This window comes from Chromobacterium sp. CV08 (assembly GCF_051129845.1).
In the GTDB taxonomy this organism is placed as follows: domain Bacteria; phylum Pseudomonadota; class Gammaproteobacteria; order Burkholderiales; family Chromobacteriaceae; genus Chromobacterium.
Map to the genome: position 1 here is coordinate 2,677,791 of NZ_CP150453.1, position 15,546 is coordinate 2,693,336.

The following is a 15,546-nucleotide window of genomic DNA, read 5'->3' on the forward strand; positions in this document are numbered from 1 at the left end:
TTTAAGATTTGCTAAGCTTATATTGATATATCCAATCGGTTTTGAATACCCTCGAATATTTCCGGTAGATTGACTGCAACCATAGAACAGGCTGCAAGCATGGATATCGATCAAGCAAGGCTGACCCACCTGCAACAACTGGAAGCCGAATCCATCCACATCATCCGCGAGGTGGCGGCGGAATTCGAAAACCCGGTGATGCTCTATTCGATAGGCAAAGACTCCGCGGTGATGCTGCACCTGGCGAAGAAGGCGTTCTTTCCCGGCAAGCCGCCGTTCCCGCTATTGCATGTCGACACCACCTGGAAGTTCCGCGACATGATCGCGCTCAGGAACAAGCAGGCGCGCGAGAACGGCTGGGACCTGCTGGTCCACGTCAACCAGGACGGCGTCGACGCCGGCGTCAATCCGTTCACCGCCGGTTCGGCCCGGCACACCGATGTGATGAAGACCGAGGCGTTGAAGCAGGCCTTGAACAAGTACCGCTTCGACGCGGCCTTCGGCGGCGCGCGCCGCGACGAGGAGAAGAGCCGCGCCAAGGAGCGCGTCTACTCCTTCCGCGACAAGAACCACCGCTGGGATCCGAAAAACCAGCGCCCTGAGCTGTGGAACATCTACAACAGCCGGATAGACAAGGGGGAAAGCATACGGGTGTTCCCGCTGTCGAACTGGACCGAGCTCGACATCTGGCAATACATCTATCTGGAAAATATCGAGATCGTGCCGCTGTATTTCGCCGCCGAACGCCGGGTGGTGGAGCGCGACGGCATGCTGATCATGATAGACGACGAGCGCATTCTCGAGTACCTGACGCCCGAGGAGAAAGCCAGCATCACGACGCGCAAGGTGCGCTTCCGCACGCTGGGCTGTTATCCGCTGACCGGCGCGGTGGAGTCGGAGGCGGCGACGCTGCCTGAGATCATCCAGGAAATGCTGCTGACCAAGACCTCGGAGCGGCAGGGCAGGTTGATAGACCACGACAGTGCCGGCTCGATGGAAAAGAAGAAAATGGAAGGGTATTTCTGATGTCGCACCAATCCGAACTGATCGCCGGGGATATCCTGGAATACCTGCGCCAGCACGAGAACAAGGACCTGCTGCGCTTCATCACCTGTGGTAGCGTGGACGACGGCAAGTCCACGCTGATCGGCCGGCTGCTGCACGACTCCAAGCTGATCTTCGAGGACCAGTTGGCCGCGATCGCCCGCGACTCGAAGAAATACAATACGACCGACCAGGACATCGACCTGGCGTTGCTGGTGGACGGCCTGCAGGCCGAGCGCGAGCAGGGCATCACCATAGACGTCGCCTACCGCTACTTCAGCACCGACAAACGCAAATTCATCATCGCCGACTGCCCGGGCCATGAGCAGTACACGCGCAATATGGCCACCGGCGCCTCGACCAGCAATCTGGCCATCATCCTGATCGACGCCAGGCGCGGCGTGCAGACGCAGACCCGCCGCCACAGCCACATCGTCAGCCTGCTCGGCATCCGCCACGTCATCGTCGCCGTCAACAAGATGGACCTGGTCGACTACAGCGAGGAAGTGTTCAACCGCATCCGCGACGAATACCTGACCTTCGCCGCCCACCTGAGCATTCCGGACATCCGCTTCGTACCGATCTCGGCCTTGCGCGGAGACAATGTGGTCGGCCGCACCGAGGCCGCGTCGTGGTACAAGGGTTCGACGCTGATGCATCTGCTGGAAACGATACAGATAGGCCACGATGCCCCGCTGTCGGCCTTCCGGCTGCCGGTCCAGTACGTCAACCGGCCCAATCTGGACTTCCGCGGCTTCTGCGGCACCATCGCCAGCGGCGCCGTCCATCCGGGCGACACGGTGCTGGCCCTGCCGTCCGGCAGGCAGAGCCGGGTCAAGGAGATCGTCACCTTCGACGGCCGGCTGGCTCGCGCCCAGGCCGGTCAGGCGGTGACGCTGACGCTGGAGGACGAGATCGACATCTCCCGCGGCGACATGCTGGTGCGCGCCGACGAGGCCCGTCCCTATGTGTCCCGCAGCTTCAACGCCCATCTGGTGGCGATGGGCGAGACGCCGCTGCGTCCGGGCAAGGAATACGGCTTCAAGCTGGCCGGCAAATTCGTGACCGGCCGCATCGAGGCCATCGTGCACCGCACCGACGTCAACACGCTGGAGGACAGTCCGGCGGAGACGCTGGCGCTGAACGAGATCGGCCTGTGCCGGATCACGCTGAACAGCCCGGCCGCCTTCGACCCTTACCGCGACTGCCGCGGCAGCGGCAGTCTGATCATCATAGACCGGCAAGGCAACGGCACCGTCGCCGCCGGCATGATCGCCTCGCCGAACGACGACGCCGGCGTGACCGAGCTGACGCCATGGCAGCACTTCGAGCTGGAGCTGGACCAGCTGCTGGGCAAGCATTTTCCGCAGATGACGCGCGCCGAGCTGGCGCGCCGCTTGAGCGGGGGCGGCGAAGCCTGAGCAGTCACACCGGCGACGATGCGATGCAAAGCGCCCCGGCATGCCGGGGCGTTCGTCATTCGCTCTGGCGTCCAGAAGCCAGGCGTGCCTGGCAGGCGCGCTATTTGAGGACGATATCGACTTCGATATTGCCGCGGGTGGCATTCGAGTACGGGCACACCTGGTGCGCGGCATTCAGCAGTTCCTGCGCCACCGCGCGCTCCAGGCCGGGCAGGCTGACCGTCAGCTGCGCGGCGATGCCGAAGCCCTGCGGAATCGGCCCTATCGATACGCTGGCGTCGATCGCGGCGTCGGCCGGCACCGCGATCTTCTTCTGCCCGGCCACATGGCGGAGGGCTCCCATGAAGCAGGCCGAATAGCCCGCCGCGAACAGCTGTTCGGGGTTGGTCGCGCCGCCGGCGCCGCCCATCGCCTTCGGCACCGCCAGCTTGACGTCCAGCAGGCCGTCGTCGCTGACCGAGCGGCCGTCGCGGCCGCCGGTGGTATGGGCCCTGGCGGTATACAACACTTTTTCCAGTTTGTTCATCTCATCGCCTTTCATGCGGGTTGAAAGCGGGACGATTATCGCCCGCGGGGAACGGCCGGAGCCGGCGCGCCGTCTCAAAGGACGGTGTGCCGATGTTTACGGCTGCGCCGTCAGCCAACGCGCGGCGAAATCGTCCGCCGGTGCAGGGCGGCCATAATAAAAACCCTGGATCACCGTGCAACCGGCCGAACCCAGGAAATCCACCTGGCTGGCGCTCTCCACGCCTTCCGCCACCGTCTCCAGCCCCAGGCTGGCGGCCAGCGACACGATGCTGCGGATGATGGCCTCGCCGCCGCCGGCGCCTATGCCGAGAATGAAGGTCCGGTCTATCTTCAAGGCCTGCACCGGCAGCTGGCGCAAATAGGCCAGCGACGAATAGCCGGTGCCGAAATCGTCGATGGACAGCCGCACGCCCTGCGCGCGCAAGGCCTCCAACGCGGCCAGGGCGTCGTCGGCCGCCATGATCACGCTTTCGGTGATTTCCAGCTCCAGCAACGCCGGCGACAGGCGATGCCGGTCCAACACCGCCCGTACCCGCCCGGGAAAGCCTTCCAGCTCCAGCTGACGCGCCGACAGATTGACCGAAACCGGGGGCAGGGCGACGCCGTCGTCGCGCCATTGCGCCAACTGGCGGCAGGTCTTCTCCAGCACCAGCTCGCCAAGCGCGACGATCTGGCCGCTGTCTTCGGCGATGGGAATGAAGCGGGCGGGGCCGACCGTTCCCAAGGCCTCGCTATTCCAGCGCGCCAGCGCCTCGGCCCCGACCAGCGCGCCGCTGGAGGAGTCAACCTTGGGCTGGAAGTGCACATCGATCTCTCCGCCCTCTATCGCCCGGCGCAGATGCCGCTCGATGGCGACGCGTTCGGCTGCGGCGGCCGACAGCTGCGGCGTGTAATGCTGGCAGCGGTTGCGGCCTGCGGCCTTGGCCTGGTACATGGCCAGGTCCGCGTTGCGCACCAGCGTGTCGACATCGACGCCGTCGCTCAGCGCGAAGCTGATGCCGATGCTGGCGGACAGATAGATATCGTTGCCGTTGATCGCAAACGGCTTATTGAACAGCGACAGCAGCTTGCGAGCCATATCGTCGGCGGCGGCGCGGTTGCCTGGCTGCTCCAGTATGCAGACGAATTCGTCGCCGCCCAGCCTGGCCAGCAGATCGCCCGAACGGACATGGCCGGAGAGGCGGGCGGCGACCGCGATCAGCAGTTGGTCACCGATATAGTGGCCCAGCGTGTCGTTGACATCCTTGAAACGGTCCAGGTCGACGTACAGCAGTGCCAGGCCGTGTTCGCCAAGCGAGGACCGTTCCAACAAGCGATGCAGGCGTTGCTGGAACAGCAGGCGGTTGGGCAGGCCGGTCAGCGGATCGTGATGCGCCAGCCTGTCCAGCGTCTCCTCGGCGCGACGGCGTTCGGCGATCTCGTCCTCCAGCCGGCGGTTGGCGCCTTCCAGTTCTCGGGTGCGCTCGGCGACGCGATGGTCCAGATCGCGGTTGGCGTCGGCCAGCGCCCGGGCCTGACGGGCGATGACGCGGCCGGCATGGCGCACCACCAGCATCTGGGCCACGAACAATACGCCCATCAGCCCGCAGATCGCCAACGTCAGCCACATCAGCTGACGCGCCGTGCTCGAGATGAAGGGCGTGGCGTCCAGATAGATCTCCAGCACGCCCTCGACCTTGCCGTCCGGCCCATGCACCGGCACATAGGTGGAAATGATGTCGCGCTCGGTCAGCGTATGCTCGAACGCGTCTATGCTGTGGCTGTGCGCCAGTTCGCTGGCCGGCGTGTTCGACGCCGCCGAGCGGAAGCCGGGATTATCGCTTTCGTCTTCGCCTATCTGCCGCGTGTCGGTGGAGAACAGCGTCAGCCCGTTCAAGGCGTAGACTTTCAGCTTGATCGCGTCCGTGCCTCGCATCAGCCGCACCACGGCGTCGCGCAATTGCGCCTGGCGCGCCACCTGTCGCAGGCGGTCCGGCTGTCCGGCCAGCGGAATCAGCGGGCGAAAGCCCGGCCACAGTGAATTCTCGAAGATCTGCGCCAACGAAGCGGCCCGGCTCTTTTCCAGCTTCAGCAGTTGCTCCGCCGAGTAATGCCGCAGATAGCCAGCCATCAGCGCGGTGGCGCTGCCCATCAGCAGCAAGGACAAGATGAAGAAGTAGGGCACCAGTCGAAATGGCCGGCCGGCTGCGGATGAACGGTGTCTGGCCATGGCGGGCTCGCGCGCTCACGGGATGATAGTCAGTGTAGGCCAAGAGTTCGCAGTGCATGGTCGTAACACTCGGCAGCTTCCATAACCAATAATTCGCAAACTTGGTAATTGCGGTTCATGTTGCACCAACAAATGGCTTGTAAAATATAGAAATTTTAGAGAAATGGCTTTCAAAGCCGTTGCGTATGGCTGATGGCGCTATTTGTTGCGCAACATCGTCTTGATGGTAGCAACACCCGATGGTGCAAAATGACCTGATATGCTCGCACCGTCACAGTGACTGTTGCGTAAGGAGGAAGCAGGAGAGCGCTCAATCGTCCCGTTGAGCTTGCCAAGCATGGTAGCCACACAGTCCTCCATATTCCTGATCGTCAGGCCCAAGTGCCTCACCACACACCTCACAATTCGAGTGGTGAAGACCTTCCTCGCATGCAATGCAGACACCGTTTTCGCAGATAAATGTATGCCTGACACAATTGGGGCACATTGCCACAGGCTCATCCCCTCCATCCTTAATGGCAATGTAGCTGTCAACTGCGTAGCAGTCGTCAACCGCGTCCTCAATGATTTGATCGAAGTTCGAGTCTTGCGCGCAAGCCGCGCAATGGAAGATCAGTTCTTCGTGGTACCCGATGTTAGGGTCTAAGGGCTTCACCAATTCAGAGCCACAGTAAACGCAGCGAATGTAAGCGGCGATCCGGCTTCCAGGTGCCAACTTCCACCGTATTACTCCCATGGCGTCGTGGCATGAGGCCAGCTCACGCTCATACACTTCGTTCTGTGTCAGCAATACGCTCCAGGCCTGGTCACCCAAAAGGTCGGCGGGTTCCTCTTCGAGTTGGATAGCAATAAAGTCGCGAATGACAACGAACGACTTTGCCAGTACTGCACGAACAGTCTCGGCCGTAGCAGTTGTCATGTAGTGTTCGATGTTGTTGCGTAGCTTGATAACTTCGTCTAAATGGTTGAAATCTGCTGTTATGCCAAGTGACATGAAGCGTTCTTTGATCTGTTGAACATCAACAGTTGACTTGCCATACCCGCAGAAAGTAACGCTCCCATCTGGGAGATGTACAGGCCGCATGTCTTTCTTAATGAGTACCTCATCAGATCCGGGGGGCGAGAGCTGACGTAGCTTTTCCTTGAAAAGCAGCAAAATGCCGGCTGTGACGTTGCGTATGGCCGAAAGACTTCGCCGATCATCCCCGACAAGATAGTCCTCGACACCGATTTGGATCGAGGCAATGGCATTTTTGAGGATCGTGTCCATGGATAGATCTCAACGGGAATGACCGCAATCCCTTTAGTCGAGTATTTGGCGTGTCAGTAGCGAGGCCCGCTTGCTGGCGAAATCGTGTTTGACCTTCTCATGTCGGATGCCGGGATCCGCATCGTCCAGAGCAGCTTGGACCGCTTGACGAAAATAAGAATCGTAAGCAGACGTTGAAGCGGTGCTCGCAGGAGGTGTAGTCGTCACTGGTATGATTGATTTGAGCTTGGGCATGGCTTTACCCTTAGTAGACAGAGCATTGATTTTGAAACTAAACCGGCAAACCCCAGGAAATCGAGTGGAGAATCCGTTTCACCAGCGTAGCGCCAAGAGCAGTATCAAGTAAGTCTAGCGGACGGCAACCCAATTCGGGATGATGGTGACTTAACCACTCGCAGGCCATTACATCACTTCCTAGTACGGCAGCCGCATCCATGGCAAAACTTACTACTCGCAGTAGCCTTTCGCTAACTGCTGGATCCAAAGTCCCAATTGTTTCGTGGTTCTTGGAAGGAATATGAGGGACGAAGCCAATGACATCGCAGAGCATTTCTCTAGGTAGCTGCAGTTGCTCGGCCGCAAGAGTCAAAAAACTTACGGGCAGCCCTGTACGAATTGCATGGATTTGCTCGTTTACTGGCGCATCAAGCAATGCCCACTTTTCTAATGCCATGGCCCGTTACTCCGTGATGAGGGACTTCATCAATATACTTTCTCACACATACTCTAATTAAAACCATAATACGCAGAAATCGACTGACTCAGCAATCCTCCGGCTACAGCGATCGATACGTTCCAAGCACCATCAGCAGCTTTTGCAACCATTCCTGCGATCCATTTTTTAACCTTGGGCCCCATTTCTTTTCGCATGACCGCTTCTGACCCGCGATCTTGATCTATAGCCATTTCCATTTCCTGTAAATCTTGCTCTGAAATCCCTTGCTCACGAAGGCCTTGAACCAAGCTGCCCATGTCATTTTGATGGATTTTATTAATTACTTTCTGCGAGTTTCCATCACCAATAAGAATGGTTGTATTGTCGCCAAATACTGTATTCCGAAACAATTCAGACACAGCAATCTCCTTAGAAACTTGCTTGATAGATTCGGGATCTGGCTCCTGAGGTATTTTATCTGAAACCTGAAGAACTAGTTCTAGCAATCGACTTTTAACTTCAGACTTTATTTGAGTAAAGGCCCCAGGTGAGCACTTTCCCCAAGCGTTTTGAATGACAAAGCCAGGACTAAGGGCTTTACTTAAATAATGATAGTACTCTGGCGGAATAATCAGAGACATATCATTACCTTCCTTGCCCCATTTCTCAACAACAGAAATGCTATCTCTGGCATAATAGATTTCAATTTGCTTACGGACTTCAGCTTCTATCCCTTTTGTTGCTAGTGCAATACTTTTATGCATCCATGCCACATTTGCAACGTTGCCAAAAATGGTGACTGGCAACTTTCTATAGTCCGGCAGAGCAACATCTTTGTGATAGCCTTTTATCTCACTTCCGACCCATTGCTTCATTTCTTCTTCACCAAGCTTATGAGCTAAGACTTGGGCCTTAAATAAAGCATTTTCTAAACTTTGATCATTTGAGCTCAGAGTGTCAATTATTTCGTTAAGCAAACGCATTTGCATCGCCTATGGTTAAATTTGGGATAATTTTACATCTCCAGCAACTCCTTCATTCTAAAATAATTTTTTGCGTGATGCTTGGCAATGTTGCATTTGCTACATATGGTTTGTCCATTTTTGTAACAGGTTTTTCCGCCATCCTCCCATGCTAGAGTATGGTCTACCTCTAAGTGAAAGCCAAGTTTCATAAGTTTAATTTTATGCATTCCGCACGCTTGACAGCAATGCTTGTCACGCTCAAATATAATAGCCCTCAAGGTTGGTGGGAATACCCTGGAGGCATATACTTTATCTTGGATCGCTTTTATTCTACTTAAAAGATTCAGCTCGGATCGATCATTTTTCTCTCGTATGGCGTTCTGTTCGTGGAGTTTTTTTGTAAAAAATTTTGATACTTTAATGTAGCGAAACTCTGCCACGGGATCGGAGTATTTTCCGTATTCACCATCTTTCAAGCCAACATAAAGCCGGGCCTCAATTTTTGCTGTATTGTCTTGACCTGAAATTCGCTTGGCAAGGTTGGCTTTAAAGTACCCTTTGAATATATCAATGGAGTATTTTTTATAACTTATTACATCTGATGTTATTTTATCTTCAAGTTTGTAAACTTTTCCATTGAAATATGCCCCTGCGCGAATTGCAAAAATAGCCAACTCCCATATTTGCCCATTCTCCTCGGTGGATTTTACTAATTCGTTGAACTTATTTTCTAGATAGCGAGGCATGCCCATATAATTAATCTCTGTTTTGGTTTTGATTGGTGATTTATACTGATACAGTATGTGTTGCTTCTTGCAGCCCAAGACACAGCATGAAAAACTACCTTAACTCAATCTTCGGCAGGAATCATGATCTTATACAAATACGTTAGTTACGAGACTGCGAAAATAATTTCCAAAACCCCAGGGCTAAGATTTTCTCCTAGTGATTCGTTTAATGATCTGTTTGAGACGTCGTGCCATTTCTTTAAAGACTACAAGACGGAAGAGATTTTTGGTGAATTCAATCGAGAAAATGCATTGCGCAGGTATGGTATGCTTTGTCTCTCCAGAAGTCCAATCAATCAATTAATGTGGGCACATTATTGCAAGGATGATGTGAATGGGTTGCACTCCGGCGCAGTCATCGGGATTGATGTAGAGAAAGCGGGGCTGAAAAGTGTGGGCAATCTATTGATTCCTGTTCAGTATGGAAGTGTTATTTACACCGCAACCAAGCCTGATTATAACTACAAGGACTCATACTCGGATAGTCTATTTAGTGGTGATGCAAGTGCCTTTTCCTCTGTGGACTTAGAAGCGCTGCAGCGCGTTTTTCTGCATAAGCATAGCAGCTGGGGTTACGAAGAGGAAATTAGAGCAGTCAAAAGGCTGGAGGAGAATGGGCCATATATTTATCAAATTCCAGCAGATGCAATTGTTGATGTGACTTTCTCGTATGGTCTTGATTTTGGAGATCATGCCGACAGTCTTTTTGATATATTTAAAACCAATTTGCCGAATTGCGTGCCTTACTTGTGCTTCCCGGATAAAAAAACATGGCAGCTTGATAGAGTGACTTATGAGAAATACATTTCGCTAGCTCAAGGAGAGAATTAGCCTAAGTATGAGGGCTCTCAGTCCAAGGGGAGGGTGGGGGTCACAGCTTTTCCACACGTGGCCTTGGTTTCTGCTGCTCCTGCCAAAGCTCCCAGGCGGTTTGCATTCCTAACCACAACTCTGGGCTGGTACCCAATGCCTCTGCTAAACGAAGCGCCATATCAGCACTAATGCCGGTATGGCCGTGCAGGATGCGAGAGAGGGCGGTACGCGTTACGCTTAGCTTACAAGCGGCCTCAGTTATGCTGATGCCCTGCAGCCAGTCCTTAAGTACTTCGCCAGGATGTGCTGGATTGTACATACGGCTCATTCAAGCTCTCTCCCATTGCAGACTATATGATGATATCAAGCTCTTTTGCTCAATCGACATTTATGTACCCTTCTCAATACCAGTTCTTACTAGCTTTGACGCTGCGTTCCACTAGCAGCATCACCAGTGCCTCGGTCAGCACACCTATTTACCGTAGCTAACGCAGTGTCAGACGGATAGCTGGCATTAGTCATTTTGAGTAAATATTGGTCATTTTGAGCAAGGACTTATGCTGCCATTCAATGCTTATCACATAAAGGCCAGCTGCCGACGGTTATGATGCCAAGGTTGTCAGGCGAGCGATAAGTCAGGGGCCCTACCCATTGCCGTCATTTTGTCTCAGGAATCTTGCCGGCGGCGCCGATAGCCGATGCCCCCGTTGCCTCCTGATAGAAGCGGTCGATGACTTCGACCATTTGCGACAGGCCCGGCTGTTCCAGCGGATAGTGTCCGGCATTCTCTAGCATAACCACCTTGACCGGGACTCGGCGTACCCGGTTGAGGAAAGGCGTGCTCAGATGCAGCGGCGTCCAGCGGTCCTGCGCCGGCTGCGTCAGCAGGATGGGGCAGACGGCGAAGTCTTCCGGCTCCTGCGCCGGCTGGTAGCTTAGGTAGGAGCTGAGAAAGGCGATGGACATGGCGTTGCCGGCGGAAGAGCGGTCGCGCATGAAGGCTTGCAGCGCCTGCTTGTCGTTGACCAGCGCGTTCATCTTGCTGGTCAGGCTCATCGGCAAGCGCATGCCGGCCAGCGGTGTTTTTGCCGTCAGGTTCAGCATCGGGCCGCCCACCCGGCTCATGAAGCGGTTCAGCGCCGTTTCGTCACGAACTTGGGCATCGCGCTGATCGAGAAAGGTCATGCCGGCGATGGCCTTGACCCGGCGATTGCGCGCGGCGACGTGATAGGTCTCCATGCCGCCGGCGCTCAGGCCGTAAAGCACGACTGGACGGTTGTCGCGCGCCAGCTCCGCGTCTATCAGGTCGCTGCCGGCCTGCACCCAGTCGCTGCTGCCGCTGTGGTTCGTCCTGGGGCTGGGGTGCTGCCTGGTGCAAACGCCTTCCGGCCGGTTGCTGTGTCGTTCGGCGCATGCCGAGGATAGGCCGGCGCTATTCGCCGCCCAATTCGCGCTATCACACGTGAGCATGTTTTTGTGATCGACGACCTGCATCCCCGCTGGTCAAGAGCTTGACTGAAGTGGTGCTTGCTAGTTTTTATCAAAAGAGGGCATAGGAGATATCTCTGCTAGAGGAAGAGCCCCAAGCTGTTCTAGCTCGACCCGTGCCTCGCGATAGTGGGCGAAGAACTGAGCCCACTTGCTAAATCCGCCCAATTCTCCGACTGCCTGTATCATTGCTACATGTGAGGCCGTCAGCAATGTGACCTGTTTTTCAAGTTCTGCGATGCGTAGATCCTTATCTGCCAGCGCCTCAGCAGTAGCAGCCTTCGATTGCTTGGGAATCCTGTCGCTCCAGCGGCGATATTGTTCCTGACGTTCCTGGTAGTGCTTAAGCAATTTGGAACGCGCAGGATGCCGAGTGATCGTTGACGCCGCACTCATCTTCGAATGGAGGCGAGAAACGGCTCGAGCGGTGATGGGTTCATCGCTCGCCAGCAGGTCTTCCAGAATCTTTTTCATCTCGGCATCCTCGAATGCCGGCAGAGTGTTTTCGTTAGACATCCATTACCCCACGTTTTTGTGTCTTTGATAAGTCAGGCCCACTCGGGAAAGGGTGTTCTCCCTTTGCGGTGGCAAGTATCTTTCTGACACCATCCAGACGCTCAGTGACATGCGCAATCTGGTTCTTCCAGCCAACACTCTTCGATGACCGTGATTGAGCAAGATCCAGCGCTGAAGAGAGCTTACCTTCCAAGCGAATCAATGCAGCCCTTTGCTCCGGCAGATTGGTAGCTGAGAGGTGGCGGCAGCCAGAAAAACACTCTAGGTGTTTCGGGCATGGATCAACAGTGAAGCTATTCAGACAATGTCCATAGGGTGTAGCGTGGAAACCGTCAGCTTCTGCTTTGAGATATTCAAACGCTGCAGTATCGCCTTCGGTTGCCTGGATACGCTTGAACGCTTCCACAATCGGACCGTGCGCCTTTCCGGTGGCGATCATCTTGGCAACCGTAGTAGCTTTTTCTCCCAGGGTGAACTCAACCTCCATTGGAAGTTCCATTGTGTCGAGTTCCTCAGCTAGACTGCGATGATCGTACTCATAGCTTTGGGCGACGCTACGGCGATTGAATCGTTTCGAGATGATGGTGTCTGCGACCCCAAGCCGGAACAGCTCGGTGTTTTGCAAGTGGCGTAAGGAGTGGGAGGTCAGTGATAAATTACGGTCTTCCTCGCCCATGCCATAGCGTGTAAATAAGGTCTCTGAATCTTTTTTCGGCATTAGCGCACAGGCGAGAAATGAAGGGTCGGGAACATTGACAGCCATATACCGAGTAATGTCACAGAGTCCGCCATTCCGCTCCTCTATAAGAGATCGCTTCGGGTGCAACAGCAGCAATTCCCATGGTTGCAGCTGCCCATTGGCCAGCTTGAATGGCGCAAGATCGGACACCTTGGTTGGCACGTTGTCACGCAAATAATTTTCTAACTCGCCAATATGCAGGAACGCGCCGCCCCAGCGCATCCGAGTACCGGGGGAAATGGCACTACCATCACTTCTCCGATAGAAAATATCGCAAGCACTCATTGCCTTGCCAAGGCGAGTAAAATATTGATAGGCAGCCATGTCCAATCGACCACCAGTAGGTGAGAAATACTCGTCTACTTGAATGCGGTGCAGCGTATCAAAAACTGAGGCGTCAAATCTATCCTTGTAACGGCCCAACCAGTATGCACGCGTATCCTCGGGAAGTTGGGCCCAGAAAGGATTGCCGGCTAAATACGGATATAGCTGCGTTATTGGTACTATGTCATCGCGCTCAAACCAGGGTAAAAGCCGGCCTGTTTCAGCCTGTCGCCGGAGTGTGGACCGCAATGGTGCTGTTAATTCAGCAGCCCGGTCCAGCGCATCAGAAATCAATTCCTCGAACACTTGAGGGACATGCTGGGTGGCTTCGACCAGTACGTGGCTGTCACTTCCCTCCGTTTGCTGTTTCTCGGCAAAGTGGCGGATCATTAACGAACTGGATATGCCGCCTAGTTCACCTGCCAACCCGCCGTGCCGGTTGGTATATTCACGTCGCCGGCCCCAATCTAGTGGCAGTAGTGCGTTTTCTCCGATGCGAAAGCCCGTGGCTATCATTGTTTTTAGGCCAATGAAGCGTAGCTCATCAACGAAAGTTTTGGGCTGCTCCGTCATGATGATGCGAATGAGTTCCCAGAAGGCTCGTCGTTCAGGCAGGCGTTCGGCACGCTTACGTTCGTCCAAATCATGACGCAGTTCATCCTCAGATTTGACGTGCTTGGCTTTTCTGGTTTGACGGGTCTTTAACCGTTGATCAGCCAGAGCAGGGTAGAGCGGGCTGGCGTCAGTGAGATGGTAGACATCGAGAACTGTTTTCACAACGCCAGCTACTTGATCTCCCAATTTTCCCGAAGCTTGGACTACTTTCCCGACTTGCACGGCGAGTCGCACATCATCATTAACTAGAGCCCATGGGGCTTTGTTTTCCACGCAAGTCGCAATGACACGTAATGGACGAATGACATTGTTTGCCACATGGTTAACGGAATTGCGCTTGGAAAACAATTGAATCGTGACCGCTGCCTTTATCAGGTCTTGCCAGAATTCTGACAAAACAAATGGCTCTACCTGAGGGGCATCTATACTGGCTCGCTGTGCATTCAACGTTTGTAGCGATTTTACATCGCAGCCAAAATCACGTAGATAGAAGTAGGGCGGATGGTCGTCCTTAACCAATTTATTGAGATTCCAACGCTCTTCGGTCGAAACTGCTCCCTTTTCATCAACAGACATTACCCATGAAATGTCACGTTCCTCAGCTAAGCTTTGGCCGAGCTTGATAAATGATAGGTAATGCTGGTTCATTTAGCGTCCCCGCGAAGTTCTTCGATGATCGCCTCGACGGATGAGATTGTATGTTGCAGCTGTAGATACGCTGGGGAATTTTTGTCGCCACGCGACGACTCGTGAAAGAATAGTACAATGCCCCGAAAATCGGAAAGCACCTGCTCGTGAATACGAATCTCGTGGACTGGCATAAACTTGTGACAACCATAGCAGGCCAAGATGGGGTTGGATGGACACAGGGGTTGTCCGCTAGAACAGCCTCCGATGCCGGCAATTGAAATACCGTGCGGAACCCCTGCGATCTGCTGATCATCTTTCAGATCGGCCAATTCATCAGAGCTGATGAATTTGTCGTGGGCAATTCTTGCTACCTTGGTATAGATGTCAGACAGACCAAGTGCTTTGTTCACCAATTCTGCTTGGTTGGCGGATGATCGGTAATACACCAGACCGGTGGTAATGTCGGAGTGCCCCATGAACTCTGCAAGCTCCTCCTGGCTGGCGCCCGCATCAACCAAGCGCTGGGCCGCAGTATGACGAAGATCCGTGGCGGCGGCCCTTTCTGGCAGGATTTTTTCAAGCACAGCGGCGATGCGGGGACCAGGAGGCTGCTGAAACGCGTCAAATAGTCGGTCTTTACCACTTCCCCCTTCTTGCCTACGCCGCATGTAAAGCTCCTTGATCAAAACAGACCATTCGCGTTTCACCTTGCGAGTCATAGGGGTGGTCTTTGATGCGCTTTTCTGCTTTGCCATGTAAAAGGTAAGGTGCACAGACGGGGAGGCTGGATCATCGTTCCACACGCGTACATCGCGCAGCTTGACCATCGCAATCTGAATCGGACGCATTGCAAATTGATAGGCACACAGCAGCATACCTGTATCGCACAAGGCCGGCGTGTTAACCCGATTTGGCGTAAGCCTCAACCACTCGGACATTTGATCCAAGTAACGAACGATCAACGCCTCTTCCTCTGCCAACAAAAAGGCATCGCCGGAACGTACGCTGGCGTACTTATCCTTCGTCGGCAAGGGGAGAGCATAGGCTAGGAAGTTTGCATAGTTATTTGACCAGCCTTGCAATTGATGGGCTGCAAGTAGCCTCAATAATGATTTAGCTAAGAGAAAAGCCGATTCTGGCATTTCTCGTGCTCGCAGTATTGTCCATACCAAGCCCACGCTGGTTGGGCCGCTCGCTACCAACGCCTCCAGATTTTGCCGTAATAGATGTGGCGCCCCACCAAAATACATCAGAACAGTTAATGGACTCAGATCTTGCGCCAACAGGAAGGCAAAGACATGCTTCAATAGCAATGTGTGCACGGAATCATAAGAAGAAAAATCGATACCCGACTGTCGGCCTTGGGCAATGATCTCAAACCGCATACTGCTTTCAGGCTGCGGGATTGAGCGTACAACATCCTCAAGCTCATCGTAATAGCGCAGCGAAGAAGGGAGGCGAGGCAATTGCTTGACCACTTCCGTCAGAACGTCGGGATCTGGTTGCGTAATAGAGATAAGAGGGTGTGTTTGCATGGCCAC

General features: G+C 54.5%; 14 protein-coding genes. 3 read left to right on the plus strand and 11 right to left on the minus strand.

Going from position 1 to position 15,546, the window contains the following annotated elements; translation table 11 throughout:
* The first annotated feature begins 99 nt into the window (after positions 1-99).
* Both cysD and cysN read left to right on the plus strand, forming a co-directional pair.
* Positions 100-1,026 carry a sulfate adenylyltransferase subunit CysD gene (gene cysD / locus WNM05_RS12555; protein WP_434627079.1) on the plus strand — a complete coding sequence of 309 codons (927 nt, stop codon included), beginning with the start codon at positions 100-102 and terminating at the stop codon, positions 1,024-1,026.
* The gene (cysN, locus tag WNM05_RS12560; protein WP_434627081.1) at positions 1,026-2,465 is read left to right on the plus strand and encodes a sulfate adenylyltransferase subunit CysN; all 1,440 of its coding nucleotides are present in this window, start codon (positions 1,026-1,028) and stop codon (positions 2,463-2,465) included. Before cysD ends, cysN begins: the two co-directional genes overlap by 1 nt.
* A gap of 100 nt (positions 2,466-2,565) precedes the next feature.
* On the opposite strand, the gene WNM05_RS12565 is transcribed toward cysN, so the two are convergent.
* The 6 genes from WNM05_RS12565 to WNM05_RS12590 form a co-directional block, all read right to left on the minus strand.
* The gene (locus WNM05_RS12565) at positions 2,566-2,991 is read right to left on the minus strand and encodes an organic hydroperoxide resistance protein (RefSeq protein WP_434627083.1); all 426 of its coding nucleotides are present in this window, start codon (positions 2,989-2,991) and stop codon (positions 2,566-2,568) included.
* Between the two features lie 96 nt (positions 2,992-3,087).
* Complete coding sequence (locus WNM05_RS12570; RefSeq protein ID WP_434627084.1) at positions 3,088-5,202, minus strand: putative bifunctional diguanylate cyclase/phosphodiesterase; 2,115 nt, start codon at positions 5,200-5,202, stop codon at positions 3,088-3,090.
* A 310-nt stretch (positions 5,203-5,512) separates the two neighbouring features.
* On the minus strand, positions 5,513-6,472 hold the full coding sequence (locus WNM05_RS12575) for a hypothetical protein (RefSeq protein ID WP_434627085.1): 960 nt from the start codon (positions 6,470-6,472) through the stop codon (positions 5,513-5,515).
* Between the two features lie 271 nt (positions 6,473-6,743).
* Entirely contained in the window at positions 6,744-7,145 is a 402-nt protein-coding gene (locus WNM05_RS12580; RefSeq protein WP_434627087.1) for an antitoxin Xre/MbcA/ParS toxin-binding domain-containing protein, read from the minus strand.
* A gap of 53 nt (positions 7,146-7,198) precedes the next feature.
* Positions 7,199-8,110 carry a hypothetical protein gene (locus WNM05_RS12585; protein WP_434627089.1) on the minus strand — a complete coding sequence of 304 codons (912 nt, stop codon included), beginning with the start codon at positions 8,108-8,110 and terminating at the stop codon, positions 7,199-7,201.
* 32 nt (positions 8,111-8,142) lie between these two features.
* Complete coding sequence (locus WNM05_RS12590; protein WP_434627091.1) at positions 8,143-8,844, minus strand: HNH endonuclease; 702 nt, start codon at positions 8,842-8,844, stop codon at positions 8,143-8,145.
* Positions 8,845-8,961: 117 nt separating this feature from the next.
* Here WNM05_RS12590 and WNM05_RS12595 point away from each other — a divergent pair, with 117 nt between their 5' ends.
* Complete coding sequence (locus WNM05_RS12595) at positions 8,962-9,711, plus strand: DUF2971 domain-containing protein (RefSeq protein ID WP_434627093.1); 750 nt, start codon at positions 8,962-8,964, stop codon at positions 9,709-9,711.
* 40 nt (positions 9,712-9,751) lie between these two features.
* Here the strand turns inward: WNM05_RS12595 and WNM05_RS12600 are convergent, their stop codons facing one another.
* The 5 genes from WNM05_RS12600 to WNM05_RS12620 all read right to left on the minus strand — a co-directional run bounded on the left by WNM05_RS12600 (position 9,752) and on the right by WNM05_RS12620 (position 15,540).
* Positions 9,752-10,021: a HigA family addiction module antitoxin gene (locus WNM05_RS12600; protein ID WP_434627094.1), complete on the minus strand. Its 270-nt coding sequence runs from the start codon at positions 10,019-10,021 to the stop codon at positions 9,752-9,754.
* 329 nt (positions 10,022-10,350) lie between these two features.
* Entirely contained in the window at positions 10,351-11,187 is an 837-nt protein-coding gene (locus WNM05_RS12605; protein ID WP_434627096.1) for an alpha/beta fold hydrolase, read from the minus strand.
* A 36-nt stretch (positions 11,188-11,223) separates the two neighbouring features.
* The gene (locus tag WNM05_RS12610; RefSeq protein WP_434627097.1) at positions 11,224-11,655 is read right to left on the minus strand and encodes a hypothetical protein; all 432 of its coding nucleotides are present in this window, start codon (positions 11,653-11,655) and stop codon (positions 11,224-11,226) included.
* 34 nt (positions 11,656-11,689) lie between these two features.
* The gene (locus WNM05_RS12615; protein ID WP_434627098.1) at positions 11,690-14,023 is read right to left on the minus strand and encodes a hypothetical protein; all 2,334 of its coding nucleotides are present in this window, start codon (positions 14,021-14,023) and stop codon (positions 11,690-11,692) included.
* Positions 14,020-15,540, minus strand: a complete 1,521-nt coding sequence (locus WNM05_RS12620) for a tyrosine-type recombinase/integrase (protein WP_434627100.1) — start codon at positions 15,538-15,540, stop codon at positions 14,020-14,022. The genes WNM05_RS12615 and WNM05_RS12620 overlap by 4 nt, the downstream gene beginning before the upstream one ends.
* Positions 15,541-15,546: the final 6 nt, after the last annotated feature.

Excerpts from the sequence above, each read along its gene's own strand:
- cysD (WP_434627079.1), top strand. The coding sequence starts at position 100 with ATGGATATCGATCAAGCAAGGCTGACCCACCTGCAACAACTGGAAGCC.
- WNM05_RS12605 (WP_434627096.1), bottom strand. The coding sequence starts at position 11,187 with ATGCAGGTCGTCGATCACAAAAACATGCTCACGTGTGATAGCGCGAAT.
- WNM05_RS12585 (WP_434627089.1), bottom strand. The coding sequence starts at position 8,110 with ATGCGTTTGCTTAACGAAATAATTGACACTCTGAGCTCAAATGATCAA.
- WNM05_RS12595 (WP_434627093.1), top strand. The coding sequence starts at position 8,962 with ATGATCTTATACAAATACGTTAGTTACGAGACTGCGAAAATAATTTCC.
- cysN (WP_434627081.1), top strand. The coding sequence starts at position 1,026 with ATGTCGCACCAATCCGAACTGATCGCCGGGGATATCCTGGAATACCTG.
- WNM05_RS12610 (WP_434627097.1), bottom strand. The coding sequence starts at position 11,655 with ATGAAAAAGATTCTGGAAGACCTGCTGGCGAGCGATGAACCCATCACC.
- WNM05_RS12620 (WP_434627100.1), bottom strand. The coding sequence starts at position 15,540 with ATGCAAACACACCCTCTTATCTCTATTACGCAACCAGATCCCGACGTT.
- WNM05_RS12575 (WP_434627085.1), bottom strand. The coding sequence starts at position 6,472 with ATGGACACGATCCTCAAAAATGCCATTGCCTCGATCCAAATCGGTGTC.
- WNM05_RS12565 (WP_434627083.1), bottom strand. The coding sequence starts at position 2,991 with ATGAACAAACTGGAAAAAGTGTTGTATACCGCCAGGGCCCATACCACC.
- WNM05_RS12615 (WP_434627098.1), bottom strand. The coding sequence starts at position 14,023 with ATGAACCAGCATTACCTATCATTTATCAAGCTCGGCCAAAGCTTAGCT.
- WNM05_RS12600 (WP_434627094.1), bottom strand. The coding sequence starts at position 10,021 with ATGAGCCGTATGTACAATCCAGCACATCCTGGCGAAGTACTTAAGGAC.
- WNM05_RS12580 (WP_434627087.1), bottom strand. The coding sequence starts at position 7,145 with ATGGCATTAGAAAAGTGGGCATTGCTTGATGCGCCAGTAAACGAGCAA.
- WNM05_RS12590 (WP_434627091.1), bottom strand. The coding sequence starts at position 8,844 with ATGGGCATGCCTCGCTATCTAGAAAATAAGTTCAACGAATTAGTAAAA.
- WNM05_RS12570 (WP_434627084.1), bottom strand. The coding sequence starts at position 5,202 with ATGGCCAGACACCGTTCATCCGCAGCCGGCCGGCCATTTCGACTGGTG.